13 protein-coding genes are annotated in these 15,346 nt (G+C 63.1%); all 13 read left to right on the top strand.

The features are described from left to right. Positions 1-222 precede the first annotated feature (222 nt). The 13 genes from NKJ57_RS15065 to derI all read left to right on the top strand — a co-directional run bounded on the left by NKJ57_RS15065 (position 223) and on the right by derI (position 15,335). Positions 223-1,746: an FGGY-family carbohydrate kinase gene (locus NKJ57_RS15065; protein WP_352511735.1), complete on the top strand. Its 1,524-nt coding sequence runs from the start codon at positions 223-225 to the stop codon at positions 1,744-1,746. Next, positions 1,743-2,519 carry a DeoR/GlpR family DNA-binding transcription regulator gene (locus tag NKJ57_RS15060; RefSeq protein ID WP_023672603.1) on the top strand — a complete coding sequence of 259 codons (777 nt, stop codon included), beginning with the start codon at positions 1,743-1,745 and terminating at the stop codon, positions 2,517-2,519. The genes NKJ57_RS15065 and NKJ57_RS15060 overlap by 4 nt, the downstream gene beginning before the upstream one ends. After that, positions 2,516-4,228, top strand: a complete 1,713-nt coding sequence (locus NKJ57_RS15055) for a glycerol-3-phosphate dehydrogenase/oxidase (protein WP_023714400.1) — start codon at positions 2,516-2,518, stop codon at positions 4,226-4,228. Before NKJ57_RS15060 ends, NKJ57_RS15055 begins: the two co-directional genes overlap by 4 nt. A 318-nt stretch (positions 4,229-4,546) precedes the next feature. After that, the gene (locus tag NKJ57_RS15050; protein ID WP_023739042.1) at positions 4,547-5,560 is read left to right on the top strand and encodes a sugar-binding transcriptional regulator; all 1,014 of its coding nucleotides are present in this window, start codon (positions 4,547-4,549) and stop codon (positions 5,558-5,560) included. 33 nt (positions 5,561-5,593) lie between these two features. Then, on the top strand, positions 5,594-6,241 hold the full coding sequence (locus NKJ57_RS15045; RefSeq protein ID WP_502902042.1) for a DUF2291 family protein: 648 nt from the start codon (positions 5,594-5,596) through the stop codon (positions 6,239-6,241). Beyond that, positions 6,238-7,776: a sugar ABC transporter ATP-binding protein gene (locus tag NKJ57_RS15040; protein WP_023815455.1), complete on the top strand. Its 1,539-nt coding sequence runs from the start codon at positions 6,238-6,240 to the stop codon at positions 7,774-7,776. Before NKJ57_RS15045 ends, NKJ57_RS15040 begins: the two co-directional genes overlap by 4 nt. A 25-nt stretch (positions 7,777-7,801) precedes the next feature. Beyond that, positions 7,802-8,935, top strand: a complete 1,134-nt coding sequence (locus tag NKJ57_RS15035; RefSeq protein WP_352511733.1) for an ABC transporter permease — start codon at positions 7,802-7,804, stop codon at positions 8,933-8,935. 39 nt (positions 8,936-8,974) lie between these two features. Then, positions 8,975-9,916 (top strand): D-ribose ABC transporter substrate-binding protein, encoded by a 942-nt coding sequence (locus NKJ57_RS15030; RefSeq protein ID WP_081726801.1) that lies wholly within the window; start codon positions 8,975-8,977, stop codon positions 9,914-9,916. Between the two features lie 110 nt (positions 9,917-10,026). Continuing rightward, positions 10,027-11,586, top strand: coding sequence for an FGGY-family carbohydrate kinase (locus NKJ57_RS15025; RefSeq protein ID WP_352511731.1), 1,560 nt, complete (start codon positions 10,027-10,029; stop codon positions 11,584-11,586). Further along, on the top strand, positions 11,583-13,100 hold the full coding sequence (locus NKJ57_RS15020; RefSeq protein ID WP_352511729.1) for a glycerol-3-phosphate dehydrogenase: 1,518 nt from the start codon (positions 11,583-11,585) through the stop codon (positions 13,098-13,100). Before NKJ57_RS15025 ends, NKJ57_RS15020 begins: the two co-directional genes overlap by 4 nt. Further along, the gene (locus NKJ57_RS15015; RefSeq protein WP_352511728.1) at positions 13,100-14,038 is read left to right on the top strand and encodes a sugar phosphate isomerase/epimerase family protein; all 939 of its coding nucleotides are present in this window, start codon (positions 13,100-13,102) and stop codon (positions 14,036-14,038) included. Before NKJ57_RS15020 ends, NKJ57_RS15015 begins: the two co-directional genes overlap by 1 nt. 65 nt (positions 14,039-14,103) lie before the next feature. Then, entirely contained in the window at positions 14,104-14,871 is a 768-nt protein-coding gene (locus NKJ57_RS15010) for a triose-phosphate isomerase (RefSeq protein ID WP_023725672.1), read from the top strand. 26 nt (positions 14,872-14,897) lie between these two features. Then, positions 14,898-15,335 (top strand): D-erythrulose-4-phosphate isomerase, encoded by a 438-nt coding sequence (gene derI / locus NKJ57_RS15005; RefSeq protein WP_023672592.1) that lies wholly within the window; start codon positions 14,898-14,900, stop codon positions 15,333-15,335. The last annotated feature ends 11 nt before the right edge of the window (positions 15,336-15,346 follow it).

Here is a 15,346-nt window from a genome sequence, read left to right as displayed (position 1 = left end):
CTGGCAACCGCGAGATCCATCCGTGGCTCCCTGGCGCCGAAGCCTTTTTGTCGCGTATGTTGACGTTAAATTCACATAAAGATATGAGTTCTTTGTTGCGGCGAGGTGCTTTTGCCGTTTGTCCCCCTTGCTCAATCGGGGTTGTCGCCATGTGTTTCGCCCTTGCATCAGACTGCAGGATCGCCCTGTAGCAATCGCCAGTTGCTGAAAGAGGCGGTGATCATGCCCAGCCTGCTCGGAATCGATAACGGCCTCACGGTCACCAAGGCGGTCATCTTCGATGCCGACGGCACGCAATTGTCCGTGGCCCGTCGCCGGGTGCCGCAATCGATGCCCCACGCGCGCTGGGTGGAGCGCGACATGTCAGGCCTGTGGCAAGCAACAGCCGACGCCATCAAGGAGGCGATCGCGCTCTCCGGCAGGCCGGCGGAAGACATCAAGGCGGTGGCGGCGACCGCGCATGGCGATGGTCTCTATCTGCTCGATCATGATCGTCAGCCTTTGGGACCAGGCATCCTGTCGCTCGACAGCCGCGCCGGCGACATTGTCGAAAGGTGGTCCGCCGGTACCGTTTTCACCGATGCACTGGCGACGACAGGCCAGACGCCGCATGTTTCGGCGCCGTCGGCGCTGCTGGCGTGGCTTAAGCAGAACGATCCTGATCGCTATGGCCGCATCGGCCATGTGCTGGCCTGCAAGGACTGGCTGCGCTTTTGCCTGACCGGCACGATCGGGACCGACCGCACGGAGGCCAGCACTTCATTCACGGATTTTCGCACGCAAGCCTATGCGCCTGAAGCGCTGCGCATCTTCGGGTTGGAGGATCTGTTCAACGCGCTGCCGCCGGTGGCGCATTCCGCTGACATCGCCGGTCAAGTCACAGCCGATGCCGCCGAAAGGACCGGCCTTCGCAGGGGAACACCGGTCGCCTGCGGCCTGCACGACGTGGCCGCCTCGGCGCTTGGCATGGGCGGCCATGAAGACGGCGTGCTCGCCATCGTCGCCGGCACGTATTCCATCAACGAAGTCGTCTCTTCGCAACCGCGCGTCGACCGACGTTGGTTCTGCCGCAACGCCATCGATGCGGGGCGTTGGAACAACATGTCGATCTCGCCGGCCTCGACCGCGAACTACGACTGGTTTCTCGACACTTTCTGTCGCTTGGAGCAAGACAGGACAAACGCGGATGGCGGCTCGCTCCACGAATTGCTGGCGGGAGAGATCGACGCGGCGTTGAAGAAGCCTTCGACCATCCTGTTTCATCCCTATCTGTTCGGCTCTCCCTATGGCGATTTGGCCAGCGGCAGCTTTGTCGGCCTGCATGGCTGGCACAATCGCGGCGACATGCTGAAGGCGGTTCTGGAAGGCATCGCCTTCAATCACCGCACCCATGTCGAGGCTTTGCGCGACGGCTTTGCCGTCAGCGAGATCCGCCTGACCGGCGGCGGTTCGCGCAATCCTGCTTTCGTCCAGATGTTTGCCGACGTGCTGAACGCCCCGGTCACCGTCACCTCGACGGATGAGACCGCGGCCCTCGGTGCCGCGCTTTGCGCAGGTGCTGCGGTCGGCTTGTTCAAGACGCCGCAAGAGGGCGCCAGGCAGGTCGGCATGACGGAGCGGACGTACCAAACCGTGCCCGCCTCCAGTGCTGTGTTCAATGAGCGGTTTTCGCTCTACTGCCGCATAGCCGAGCAGCTGAAGTCGCATTGGCCTGATATCGAAAGGCTGGCGGGGGTAAACGCATGATCAAGGCCGACGAACGACGCGAAGAGATCGCCGATTATGTGATCAAGCTCGGCCAGGTGCGCATCGATGATCTGGTCGAGCATTTCGGCGTGTCGCGCATGACCATCCACCGGCATATCGACCGGCTGGCGCAGCAGGGCGTGCTGCGCAAGCTGCACGGTGCGGTGACGGTCCAGCCTTCCGGCCTCTACGAGAGCGCTTTCCGCTACCGGGTGACCGTCAATCGAGCCGAGAAGGATGCACTGGCGCGGGCGGCACTGGATTATATCGAGGCCGGCCAGGTGGTGATGCTGGACGATTCATCGACGGCAAACGCGGTCGCGACGCTGCTGCTCGACGTCAAGCCGCTGACCGTCATTTCCAACAGCGTCTCGACGGCGGGCCAATTGATCAATGTGGACGATATCGATTTCATCTGCCTCGGCGGCCAGTATCATCCCACTTACAATGCCTATATCGGCATTGTCTGCGAGAACGCCGTGGCGCAGTTGCGCGCCAATGTGCTGATCTGTTCGGCTTCGGCCGTCACCGGAACCACTGCTTTCATCCAGGATCCGAATGTCGTGCGGGTCAAGCAGGCGATGATGACCGCCTCCGTGAAGCGCATCCTTTTGGTCGACCACGCAAAATTCGACCGGATCGCGCTGCATGTCTTCGACGATCTGACCAGTTTCGACGCCGTGCTGGTGACCGAGGGCCTGGGCGATGCGCAGGCGCAGAGCCTCGAACGGGCGGGGGTGAAGTTGCGCATCGTCAAGACGAAGGCGCCATGAACCCAGCAGATGGAGCCGGGGCGGACAATCCCGCAGGGCGTCTCGCCGCGATGGCCGGGACCGGCGAAGTCGACGTCGTCATTCTTGGCGCCGGCATCAACGGGGCTGGGCTGTTTCGCGATCTGTGCGCGCAAGGTGTCAGCTGCCTGATCGTCGAAAAGGCGGATTTCGGCTCGGGCACCAGTGCCGCGCCGTCGAGGCTCATCCACGGCGGCTTGAAATATCTCGAGACCGGCGAGTTCGGGCTGGTGGCGCAGTCGACGCTCGAACGCAATCTGCTTCTTCAAAACGCGCCGCACTATGTCAGCCCGCTGCCGACCGTCATCCCGATCTTCTCGTGGAGCAAGGGCATGCTCGCGGCGTTGCGAACGCTGTTCGGCTCGACCAGCGCGCCGCGCAGCCGCGGCGCCATACTGATCAAGATCGGCTTGATGATCTACGATTTCTACGGTTCACGAAACCAGGTCATGCCGCGCCACCGCATGGTCGGGCGGCGGCAGGCGCTTGTTGAGATGCCGGCGCTCAATCCGGCGATCGTCGCCACCGGCACCTACTACGACGCCAAGATAAGTCACCCGGAAAGGCTGGTGCTGGAACTGATCCTCGACGGCTTGCAGGCTCACGCAGCGTCTGCCGGTGCCAACTACACGACACTGGCGGCTTCAGCCAATGGCGTGCTCACCTTCCAGCCGGAAAACGGCGCGGCCTTTTCGGTGCGGCCGAAGCTGGTGGTGAACGCCGCCGGTCCGTGGATCGACGACGTCAACGCGCTGCTTGGTGCTCCATCGAAGATGATCGGCGGCACCAAGGGCTCGCATATCCTGTTAAGGCATGACGAACTGGTCAAAAGCCTCGCCGGGCGCATGCTCTATTTCGAGGCCGATGACGGCCGCATCTGCCTGGTCTACGACTATCTCGGCCTGGCGCTGGTCGGCTCGACCGACATCAAGGCCGACAATCCGGACGCGGTGCGCTGCGAACCCGAAGAAGTCGACTATCTGCTCGACAGCGTGCGAACGCTGCTGCCGGGCATGGCGTTCGAGCGCGACCAGATCGTCTACGCCTATAGCGGCATCCGGCCGCTGCCGACGTCTGAAGCAGCGACGCCCGGACTGATCAGCCGCGATCATTCGGCGCCCGTTGCCGAGCCGGACGGCAACAGGCCCTTTGCAGTCATTTCGCTGGTCGGCGGCAAATGGACGACGTTCCGCGGCTTTGCCGAGGAAGTCACTGATACCGTACTCAAGCGCTTGCAGCGCAGCCGCAAGATGTCGACTCAGTCGATGCCGATCGGCGGTGGGCGGGATTTTCCGGCCAATGCCGCCGCGCGCGCGGACTGGCTGGCTGAGGCACAGCAGGCAACGGGCGCCGGGGAAGGGCGCCTTGATCAATTGCTGTCGCGCTACGGGACCAGAGCCGTTGAGATCGCCAGGCACGGGTCGGATGATGAGGGTTGCCTGCCGGACTCCGGCGGCTACGGCAAGGCGGAAATCGACTACATCGCGCGCAACGAGTTCGTCGAACATCTGGCCGATGTCGTTATGCGCCGCAGCACGTTGGCGATAGGCGGCTCGTTGACGAGCCGCGACCTGCAGGAGATTGCCGCGATCGCGGGGCGGGCGTTGGCGTGGAGCACCGAGCGCCTCACGCGGGAGGTCGAAGCCGCTGTTGTCGAGCTCGAGGGCAGGAACCTGATGCGGCTGGACTGATCGCTTGATCGCTGACGCCGATAGCTTTTCCTGAGGCAACCCATCGGTTTGCCCTCGTTGGGCCGTGTTGCTCCAAACTTCCCATCTTACACCCAGGATTTTGCCCGCGCCTACGGGTGCCACCACCAGGATGGATAACACAAATTGACGTTAATATAACGCTGCCATATGGTCATATTATATGCTTACCTTCTAATAGGCGCGTTGGCTGCCGAACGTCGGCTGGAGGCTACCATCTGCGGAGGGATTGACAGCGATGCAAAGGTATGAAAATTTTTGCACACAAAGATAATATTATCACCTTGGGGAGGGAATGGCTTGAATTCCGGCGGATCCGCGAACCGCGGCCATGAGTCCAGCCTCGCCACGCGCGCGGCCTGGCTGCACTATGCCGGTGGTCTGACCCAGGCCCAGGTGGCCAAGCGGCTTGGCCTGACCAGTCTCAAGGCGCATAGGCTGATCACCAAGGCCAACCAGGAAGGTCTGGTCAGGGTCTTCATCGACGGCGACGTCGCCGAATGCGTCGACCTGGAACAGCGCCTGATCGCCGCCTATGGGCTCCACTATTGCGAGGTGGTTCCCGATCTCGATCAGGACGAACTGCCGCTCAAGGGGCTGGGCATTGCCGGCGCCCAGTTCCTGAAGCGCGAAATCGATCGCGGCGAAGACATGCTGATCGGCGTCGGCCATGGCCGCACGCTTGCCGCCAGCGTCGAATATCTGACGCGCGCAACTGCTGCTCACATCCGTTTCGTCTCGCTGCTTGGCGGCGTGACGCGCAAATTCGCCGCCAACCCGCACGACGTCATGCATCGCCTGGCAGAGCGGACCGGCGCGCAGGCTTTCGTCATGCCGGTGCCTTTTGTCGCCAATACCGCCGAGGACCGCGAAGTGCTGCTTGGCCAGCGCGGCATCAGCGATGTGTTCGCTCTCGCCAGCCGGTCCGACCTGATGTTCGTCGGAATAGGCACGGCCGAGCGGGAGGCGTCTCTGGTCGCCACCGGCATGATCGAGCCTTCCGAAATCGACGAGGTCAAGCGTGACGGCGGCGTTGGTGAATTGCTGGCGCATTTCTTCGACGACAAGGGGCGTCCGGTCGAAACGGCGCTGTCGGAAAGAATACTGGCGCTTCCGCGCGATCAGTTGAAGGGCCGCAGGATCGTTGCCGTCGCCGGCGGCAAGGTGAAGGTGCGCGCCATCAAGGCAGTACTCGAAAGCCGTTATCTCAGCGGCCTGATCACCGACGAATGCACCGCCCGCGCCCTGGTCGAGCTCGACGATGCAGCCGGGGCCGCGAAGCGCCGCGTGAACGGAGGAACTTCGAATGCGTGACAACGGACAATCCGCACCGCTGGTGGTTGCATCATGAGCGCGAAGGCCACCGCCCGGCAAGCTTCGCCCGGCCTGCGCCGGGTGCTTGCCGGCGCCGCGGTTGTGGTTCTGCTCGGCGCTATGGCGCTCGACACCAAGGTGATCAAGATCGGCTCGGCCGGCGATGTTCGCAACGCCGTGTTTTCGGCCGCCGACTATGGCAAGTCTGAATTTCCCAAGGTGCAAGCCGATGTCGAAGCGCGTGCCGCCGACGCCGCGACGGTGGCGACGGCGATCGCCAAGGACAGGGCGACGGCCGAAAAGGAATATGGCGTGCCGGCGGGAGTCGGACCGGTCATCTCGGTCAAGTTCACCGGCCTCGTCGGCGAGGGAAAATCGGGCATCTACAAGGTCGCCGTCGACGGTTTGCCGGACACGTTGACCGTCCGCGTACAGACTGGGCCGGCGATCAACGGCACCGAGCTTCGCGACGCCACCGGCAAGATCACCTTTGGTCAGTTCACCAACCAGATCGAGTATCAGGACGCCGGCTCGGCGCTGAACAACGAGATGAAGAAGGAGGTGCTGGCGAAAGTCGACACCAGCGCCTTGACCGGCAAGACAATAGCGGTGGTCGGCGTCTTCAAGCTGGTCAATCCGAAGAGCTGGCTGGTCACACCGGTGAGGCTGGACGTCAAATGACAATGGCTGCCGGCACAGAACCCGCGACTGGCGATGCCGTGCTTTCGGCGCGCAATGTCGTCATGTCGTATGGCGGCGTCCACGCGCTCAAGGGCGTCAATTTCGACATCCATCGCGGCAAGGTCACCACCCTGTTCGGAGAGAATGGCGCCGGCAAATCGACGCTGATGAAGATCCTGTCCGGCGTGGTGACGCCGACATCCGGCGACATCGTGCTCGACGGCAATCTCGTCAGCTTCTCCTCGTCGTCGGACGCGCGCGATCGCGGCATTTCGATCATCCACCAGGAGCTCAGCCTGGCGCCAAATCTAAGCGTTCGCGACAACATCTTCATGGGCCGCGAACTGCGCACCAGAACCGGCCTCGACTTCGCCGAGGAGTCGCGCCAGGCGCGGGCGCTGATGGCCGACCTCGAAGAAGACATCGATCCGATGACCCTGGTCGAGGACCTGCGCCTGGGGCAGCAGCAGATCGTCGAGATCGCACGCGCGCTGTCAGTCGATTCCCGCATCCTGATCATGGACGAGCCGACCTCCGCGCTGAGCGCCACGGAGGTCGAAGTGCTGTTCAAGGTGATCCGCGATCTGACCAGCCGCGGCGTCTCCATCGTCTACATCTCGCATCACCTCGAAGAGGCGCTGCAGATCACCGACTACGCCGTTGTGCTGCGTGACGGGGCGATCACGGCGACGGCCGAAGCCAAGGACATCGATCTCGAATGGATCGTCCGCAACATGGTGGGCGAGAATTTCGACCTCGGCTCGCCGCCGACCGGCCACGAGTTCGGCGCGGTGGCGCTGTCGATCGAGGATGTCAGCGTCACCGACGCTTCGGGTTCAGGATATGTGGTCGATCATCTGTCGCTGGATGTCAAAGCGGGCGAGATCGTCTGCATCTATGGGCTGATGGGCGCGGGCCGCACGGAATTGCTGGAGGCCGTCGCCGGCCGTGTGCCCATGGCGGGCGGGCGGGCGCTGCTCGAAGGCGAGGACGTCTCGGGGCTGACCATTGCGCAGCGTATCGCCAGAGGTCTGGTGCTGGTGCCCGAGGATCGCCAGCGCGACGGCCTGGTTCAGACCATGACCGTCGGCCGCAATCTGTCGCTTGCCAGCATCGAGGCGTTCGCGAAAGGCCTGTTCCTCTCCCGGCCGAGGGAACGCGCACTGATCGACGATTCGATCCGCAAGGTGACCATCAAGACCGCGGGCGGCAACGCCATGATCGGATCGCTGTCGGGCGGCAACCAGCAGAAGGTCGTCATCGGCAAGATGCTGACGACAGATCCCAAGGTCATCCTTCTCGACGAGCCGAGCCGCGGCATCGATGTCGGCGCCAAGGCCGAAGTCTTTCGCTTGCTCAGCGAGCGCGCCGCGCAAGGCTTGGCGGTCGTCTTCTCGACTTCGGAGGTCAATGAGTGCCTCAGCATCGCCCATCGCATCGTCGTGATGCGGCGCGGCAAGATTTCAGCCGAATTCGGCGCCAACGCCACCAAAGAGCAGATCATGGCCGCCTCCGGCGAAGCCGTGGTCGCCTGACCATAGAATTTCGGAGCCCCGACCCATGAGCGATGTCAGCCAGGCCAGCAAACAGTCCAGCCCCAATGCGGGCGGCGAGGGCTTCGACGTGGCCAAGCTGCTGCTCGAAGGCCGGGCCTTCTTTGCCCTGATCGTTATCATCGTCGTCTTCTCGATCCTGTCGCCCTACTACCTCTCGGTGGCGAATTTCCTGACCATGGCCTCGCATGTCGCCATCTTCGGGATTCTCGCCGTCGGCATGCTGCTCGTCATTCTCAATGGCGGCATCGACCTGTCGGTCGGCTCGACGCTCGGGCTTGCCGGCGTCGTCGCCGGGTTTCTGATGCAGGGCGTGACGCTGACCTGGCTGGGCGTCGTTCTCTATCCGCCCGTCTGGGTGGTCGCGGTGCTGGCCTGCATGCTGGGCGCCGCCGTCGGGCTGATCAACGGCGTGCTGATCGCGCGGTTCAAGGTTCCGGCCTTCGTCGCCACGCTCGGCGTCATGTACATGGCGCGCGGCCTGGCGCTGCTGATGACCAGCGGCCTGACCTACAACAATCTCGGCGGCAAGCCGGAGTTGGGCAACACCGGTTTCGACGCGCTTGGCTTCAACCGTCTGTTCGGCGTGCCGACCGGCGTGGTGGTGCTGGCGGTCATCGCGCTGATCGGCAGCATCGTCTTGAACCGCACCGCGTTCGGGCGCTGGCTCTACGCCTCGGGCGGCAATGAGCGCGCCGCCGAACTCTCCGGCGTTCCGGTCAAGACCGTGCAGATTTCGGTATATGTGCTTTCAGGCATCTGTGCCGCCATTGCCGGCCTGATCCTGTCCTCGCAGTTGACCTCGGCCGGGCCGACCGCGGGCACCACCTACGAATTGACGGCCATCGCCGCCGTCGTTATCGGCGGCGCCGCACTGACTGGCGGCCGCGGCAATATTCGTGGCACTCTGCTCGGGGCCTTCGTCATCGGCTTCCTGTCCGACGGTCTGGTGATCATCGGCATCTCATCCTACTGGCAGACAGTGTTCACCGGCGCCGTCATCGTGCTCGCCGTGCTCCTCAATGCCGTTCAGTATCGCCGCCGTAGCAAGCTTCCAGCTTCGCCGGGCGGCCAACCGACTTCTCAGAAACGGGGGAAGGCCGAACCGGCCAATCCTGCCCAAGGGAAGACTGCCAGCTGACTGGCAGCAAGACCGCGTAAAATCATTGGAGGAATGTACATGAAAATCGTGCTTAGAAGTTTGCTTGCCGCCGCGATGGTGGTCGGGTTTAGCGCAGCCGCATCGGCCGCAGGCCTGATCTCGATCATCGTCAACGATCCGGCCAACCCCTACTGGCTGACCGAAGGCAACGTCGCCAAGGCCGAAGCCGAAAAGCTTGGCTATACAGCCAACGTCGCCGCCCACAAGGGCGACACCAATACCGAAAGCAATCTGATCGACACCGCCATCACCAACAAGTCGGTGGCGATCATCCTTGACCCGGCCAATGCCGATGGTTCGGTCGGCGCGGTGAAGAAGGCGATTGCCGCCAACATCCCGGTTTTCCTCGTCAATGCCGAGATCAACCAGGAAGGTCTTGCCAAGGGACAGCTCGTCTCCAACAACGCCCAGGGTGCGGCTCTCGGTGCCCAGCAGTGGGTGCAGGCGGTCGGTGAAAAGGGCAAGTATGTCGAACTGCTCGGCGCCCCGTCGGACAACAACGCGGCCACGCGCTCGAACGGCTACGCGACCGTGCTGAGCCAGTATCCGGATCTCGAAAAGGCCGCTTCGCAGGTCGCCAACTGGGATCGTACCCAGGGACACGACAAGATGCAGAGCATGCTGCAAGCCAATCCCGACATCATCGCCGTGATTAGCGGCAACGATGAAATGGCGCTTGGCGCGGTTGCGGCGCTGAAGGAAGCTGGCAAGCTCGCCGGCATCAAGGTCGGCGGCTTTGACGGTTCCCCGGATGCGGTTGCGGCCATCAAGTCCGGCGAACTGCAGTACACCGTGCTTCAGCCGGTGGCCATCTTCTCGGCCAAGGCCGTGCAGCAGGCCGACTCGTTCATCAAGACGGGCGCTACCGGCGCCACCAGCGAGAAGCAGCTGTTCGATTGCCTGCTCATCACCAAGGACAATGTGGACAAGTACACCGCACCCTTCGTGCTGTCGGAGTAAAACCTGCTCAGGGGGTGTCCTTCGCGGACACTCCCTGGCTCTTCCATGGGTTCGAGACAACAAAGACTGCTCCTTGTGAATTGCCTTCATAAACATCCGGAACTTGCGGCATGAAAGACCTGCTGATCGGGATCGACGCGGGAACGTCCGTGATCAAATCGGTCGCTTTCGATCTGTCGGGGCGGCAGCTCGCCATGGCATCGGTGACCAACAGCTTCGTCACGCTGGAAGGCGGCGGCGCCGAACAGGACCTTAATCAGACCTGGCGCGACATGGTGCTGACCGTTCTCGATCTGGCGACGAAAATTCCAGACCTCGCGCGGCGAACCGCGGCCGTCGCGGTCACCGGGCAGGGCGACGGCACCTGGCTGATCGATGGCGACGGCATGCCGGTCGGGCGCGCGTGGCTCTGGCTCGATGCGCGCGCCGGACATCTGGTGGACGAGATGCGCGGCGATCCCCGGGATCGCACGCGGTTCGAGATCACCGGCACCGGGCTCAACGCCTGCCAGCAGGGCGCTCAGCTCAGCTGGCTGAAGAAAAACAGCCCGGAAATCCTGGAGCGCGCCGCCACTGCCTTTCACTGCAAGGACTGGCTCTATTTCAAGATGACCGGCGAGCGCGCCACCGATCCTTCGGAGGGAACATTCACCTTCGGCGATTTCCGCGCGCGCAGCTATTCCGACGAGGTGCTCGACATTCTGGGTCTGACGTCGCACCGCCGCCTGCTGCCCCCCATGCTCGAAGGCACGACCGACCATCATCCGCTTTCTGCGTCGGCAGCAGGCGAGACCGGCCTGCTTGCGGGCACGCCGGTGGTGCTGGGCTACGTCGACATGGTCAGCACCGCGCTCGGCGCCGGCCTCTATGATCCAAGCGGCAATGTTGGCTGCACGGTCATCGGCTCGACCGGCATCCACACGCGCCTGGCGCGCACTCCTGATGATGTCATCCTCAACGACAACGCGTCCGGCTACACGATCGCCATGCCGGTTCCCGGCGCCTACGCGCAACTGCAATCCAATATGGCGGCGACGCTCAACATCGACTGGCTGCTTGGCCTGGCGCGCGACGTGCTGACCGCCAGCGGCGCAAAACCTTCGCGCGACGAGCTGCTGAAAGCGCTCGATGTCTGGGTCGAAGGATCGGAGCCGGGATCGCTGATCTATCAGCCCTATATCTCGCTCGCCGGCGAACGCGGACCGTTCGTTGACCCCGACGCACGCGCGGGCTTCATCGGCCTCTCGGTCAAGCACGGTTTTGGCGATCTGGCGCGCGCCGTTCTCGAGGGATTGGCCTTCGCGGCCCGCGATTGCTACCAGGCCATGGGCAGCATGCCCAGCGAGATCCGCCTGTCTGGCGGCGCGGCGCGCAGTCCGTCGCTGCGCCGTATTATCGCCGCGGCAACCCGCGCGCAGGTCAGAACCAGCAGCCGCCAAGAAGCAGGTGCTGCGGGTGCGGCGATGATGGCCGCGGTCGGGCTTGGCGTCTATCGCTCGATGGATGATTGCTGCACCGAATGGGTGACGCCGCTTCTGGGCGAATGCGACGCCTATGACGAGGCGCTTTCCCAAACCTACGATGCGCTGTTTCCATCCTTCGTCGCGGCGCGCCAGGCGCTGCGGCCGGTGTGGAAGGGCATGGCGCACCGCACAGGAGCAAAGCCTTGAGTGATACGTCAGATATTGTCGATCTCTTCGTGATCGGCGGCGGCGTCAACGGCGCCGGCATAGCGCGTGATGCTGCCGGTCGCGGGCTGTCGGTCATCCTGTGCGAGAAGGACGATCTTGCACAAGGCACCAGCTCGCGCTCCGGCAAGCTGGTGCATGGCGGTCTGCGCTATCTCGAATATTACGAGTTCCGGCTGGTGCGCGAAGCGCTGATCGAACGCGAGGTGCTGCTTGAGGCGGCGCCGCACATCATCTGGCCGATGCGCTTCGTGCTGCCGCACAGCCCCGAAGACAGGCCGGCATGGCTGGTTCGGCTCGGGCTGTTTCTCTACGACCATCTTGGCGGCCGCAAGCGGTTGCCGGGAACGAGGACGCTGAACCTGAGGACCGCGCCGGAAGGGGAGCCGATCAAGGACGAATTCAAGCGCGGCTTCGAATATTCCGACTGCTGGGTCGATGACGCCAGGCTGGTGCTGCTCAATGCGCTCGACGCCAGTCAGCGCGGCGCAAAAGTCTTCACCCGCACCGCCTGTATTGCTGCCCGGCGCGAAGGCGGCATGTGGTCCATCGACATGCAGGATGGCCGCACCGGTGCGGTGACGAAGGTCCGCGCACGCGGGCTGGTCAATGCGGCTGGGCCGTGGGTGAATGACATCGTCAGCCGCGTCGCCGGGCAGAATTCCACCCGCAACGTTCGCCTGGTGAAGGGCAGCCATATCGTCGTGCCGAAATTCTGGGAGGGGCGGCAGGCCTATCTGATCCAGAACAACGACAAGCGGGTGATCTTCGTCAACCCGTATGAGAACGATCTGGCGCTGATCGGCACGACGGACATTCCCTACGAGGGCCGGCCCGAAGAAGTGGCGGCCGAGGCCAGCGAAATCGATTATCTGATCAAGGTGGTCAATCGCTATTTCAAGCGACAGCTGACCGCGAAAGACGTGGTTTACAGTTTCTCGGGCGTGCGTCCGCTCTATGACGACAATGCCGACAACCCGAGCGCGGTGACGCGCGACTACATCTTCGAACTCGACGCCCCGAACGGTGGCGCGCCGCTGCTTTCTGTGTTCGGCGGCAAGATCACCACCTTCCGCAAACTGTCCGAACATGCGCTGGAAAAGATCCAGCCCTTCTTTCCGACCATGAAGAAGGCCTGGACGGCCAAAATTCCCCTGCCGGGAGGCGACCTGCCCAACGCGGATTTCGAGCAGTTCCTGGGCGATCTGCATGCCGAGTTCTCGTGGCTTAGCCCGTCGCTGGTGAAGCACTATGCTCGAAGCTACGGCACGCGCACGCGCGCTCTGCTGAAAGGGGTAAAAGGCGAAGCCGATCTCGGCCGGCGTTTCGGCCCGGATTTCTATGAGCGGGAAGTTGTCTTCCTGTTCGAGACCGAATGGGCGATGACCGCCGCCGACGTTCTCGAACGCCGGACCAAACACGGGCTGCATATCAATGCGGCCGAGCGGAAGACATTCGAAGACTGGTGCACAAAGACCATGGCGGCGGTGAACTGATGGCCTTCACGCTTTCGCTGAACACCAACCCGCTGGTCAATCGCTTCGCCGATCCCGACGATCTGATCGACGCCATTGCCTATGGCATCGGCATCCGCGACGTGCAGCTGACGCATGAATTCGTCAATCCGGGTTGGCCGGCGGCAACGATCGTCAAGTTCGTTCGCCTGTTCAACAGCGCGCTGGCGCGGACTGGCGTGCGGATCACCTCCGGCATGACCGGTCCCTATGGCCGGCTCAACCATTTCGGCCATCCGGACGCGGATGTGCGCCGCTATTATGTCGACTGGTTCAAGACCTTTGCCGACATTTCCGCCGAGCTTGGCGCGTCGGGCATGGGCACGCAGTTCGCCATATTCACCTACAAGGATTTTGACGATCCGCAGCGGCGCGCGGCGCTTCTCGACATCGCGCTCGAATGCTGGCGCGAAGTGGCCGAGCACGCCAAGGCGGCGGGCCTGACCTATTTGTTCTGGGAACCGATGTCGGTGGGGCGGGAGTTCGGCCACACGATCGAAAGCTGCGTCGAATTGCAGGGCGCCATCGATACGGCCAAGCTGCCGATCCCGATGCAGATGATGGTCGACATCGACCATGGCGACGTGACCTCGCCCAATCCTGACGACACTGATCCCTATGCCTGGGCGAAAGCGTTCCCGTTGCAATCGCCGATCATCCACATCAAGCAATCGTCGATGAACAAGGGCGGGCACTGGCCGTTCACCGCCGCCTACAACAAGGATGGCCGGATCATCCCGCAGAAGCTGCTCGATGCCGTGCGGGCGGGTGGCGGAACCGACAATGAGATCTGCCTTGAACTTTCCTTCCGGGAGAGGGAACCGGTCGATCATCAAGTTATTGCAATGATCCGCGAGTCGGTGGATTTCTGGGCGCCTTACATCGACAGCGGCCGCAACGATCTCAAGCCTCGCGCCTGACGCAAAACGCCGGCGCACAAGTCGGGAAATACGCATCATCCGAATTCGGATCGAAGGAGAAAAGAATGACCCCATATTGGGTCGGCACCAGCTGGAAGATGAACAAGACGCTGGCGGAGGCGCTGCAGTTCGCCGAGGCATTGGCTGCCTTCGTGCCCGGCTTCGATCCGGCGATACAGCCTTTCGTCATTCCGCCCTTCACCGCGGTGCGGCAGGTCAAGGCGGCGCTCGCCAAAACCCGCGTCAAGGTTGGCGCCCAGAACATGCATTGGGCCGATGCCGGTGCCTGGACGGGCGAGATTTCGCCGGTGATGCTGAGGGATTGCGGGCTCGACCTGATCGAACTAGGCCATAGCGAACGCCGCGAGCATTTTGGTGAGACGGACAGGACCGTAGGACTGAAAACGGCGGCGGCGGTCAGGCACGGCTTTGTGCCGCTGATCTGTGTCGGCGAGACGCTGGCCGAGCGCGAGGGCGGCCGCGCCGACGAAATTCTGACCGCGCAGGTTTTGGGCGCGCTGCAGGGTCTCGCAAGCAATGAGTTGTCGGCAGAGATACTCTTTGCCTATGAACCGGTGTGGGCGATCGGCGAGAAAGGCATTCCGGCCAGCGCCGACTATGCCGACAAGCAGCAGGCGCTGATCAAGCAGATCGCAGCAACCCGGTTGCCGACCGCCCCGCTTGTGCTCTACGGCGGCAGCGTCAATCCCGGCAACGCGGCCGAACTGATCGGCCAGCCGCATATCGATGGGCTGTTCATCGGCCGCTCGGCATGGCAAGCGGAAGGCTATATCGACATTCTCAAAAAGGCGTCGGCCGCCATCGCGCGCTGACCACGAAAACGAAGGAGTTAATTGCCATGAAGATCGCACTCGGAGCCGACAGCGCCGGCAAGCCGCTGCTCGATGTCATCGCCAAGCATCTCGCCACCAAGCCAGAACTGCAGGTCGTCGATCTCAGCCAGGCCGGATTCTACGCCGATATTGCCGCTGCGGTCGGCCACGAAATTGTCGACGGCAATTACGACCGCGCCATCCTGTTTTGCGGCACCGGCATCGGCGTCAGCATCTCGGCCAACAAGGTGCCCGGAATCCGTGCCGCGCTAACCCACGACACCTATTCGGCGGAACGCGCTGCGAAATCCAACAATGCCCAGATCATCACCATGGGTGCGCGCGTCATCGGCCCCGAACTGGCCAAATCGATCGCCGACGCCTGGCTGGCCTCGGAGTTCGATCCGAACGGTCCCTCTGCCGCCAATGTGCAGGCTGTCGACAAGCTCGACGCGAAGCGCTGAGGATTCGCTCC

Origin of the sequence: Mesorhizobium sp. M0077, assembly GCF_040322955.1 — a bacterium.
Lineage (GTDB): Bacteria > Pseudomonadota > Alphaproteobacteria > Rhizobiales > Rhizobiaceae > Mesorhizobium.
The sequence above is the reverse complement of the archived record's forward strand: the minus strand, read 5'-3'. Positions and strand labels throughout refer to the sequence as shown.

Excerpts from the sequence above, each read along its gene's own strand:
- NKJ57_RS15030 (WP_081726801.1), top strand. The coding sequence starts at position 8,975 with ATGAAAATCGTGCTTAGAAGTTTGCTTGCCGCCGCGATGGTGGTCGGG.
- NKJ57_RS15040 (WP_023815455.1), top strand. The coding sequence starts at position 6,238 with ATGACAATGGCTGCCGGCACAGAACCCGCGACTGGCGATGCCGTGCTT.
- NKJ57_RS15045 (WP_502902042.1), top strand. The coding sequence starts at position 5,594 with ATGAGCGCGAAGGCCACCGCCCGGCAAGCTTCGCCCGGCCTGCGCCGG.
- derI (WP_023672592.1), top strand. The coding sequence starts at position 14,898 with ATGAAGATCGCACTCGGAGCCGACAGCGCCGGCAAGCCGCTGCTCGAT.
- NKJ57_RS15065 (WP_352511735.1), top strand. The coding sequence starts at position 223 with ATGCCCAGCCTGCTCGGAATCGATAACGGCCTCACGGTCACCAAGGCG.
- NKJ57_RS15035 (WP_352511733.1), top strand. The coding sequence starts at position 7,802 with ATGAGCGATGTCAGCCAGGCCAGCAAACAGTCCAGCCCCAATGCGGGC.
- NKJ57_RS15015 (WP_352511728.1), top strand. The coding sequence starts at position 13,100 with ATGGCCTTCACGCTTTCGCTGAACACCAACCCGCTGGTCAATCGCTTC.
- NKJ57_RS15025 (WP_352511731.1), top strand. The coding sequence starts at position 10,027 with ATGAAAGACCTGCTGATCGGGATCGACGCGGGAACGTCCGTGATCAAA.
- NKJ57_RS15055 (WP_023714400.1), top strand. The coding sequence starts at position 2,516 with ATGAACCCAGCAGATGGAGCCGGGGCGGACAATCCCGCAGGGCGTCTC.
- NKJ57_RS15010 (WP_023725672.1), top strand. The coding sequence starts at position 14,104 with ATGACCCCATATTGGGTCGGCACCAGCTGGAAGATGAACAAGACGCTG.
- NKJ57_RS15060 (WP_023672603.1), top strand. The coding sequence starts at position 1,743 with ATGATCAAGGCCGACGAACGACGCGAAGAGATCGCCGATTATGTGATC.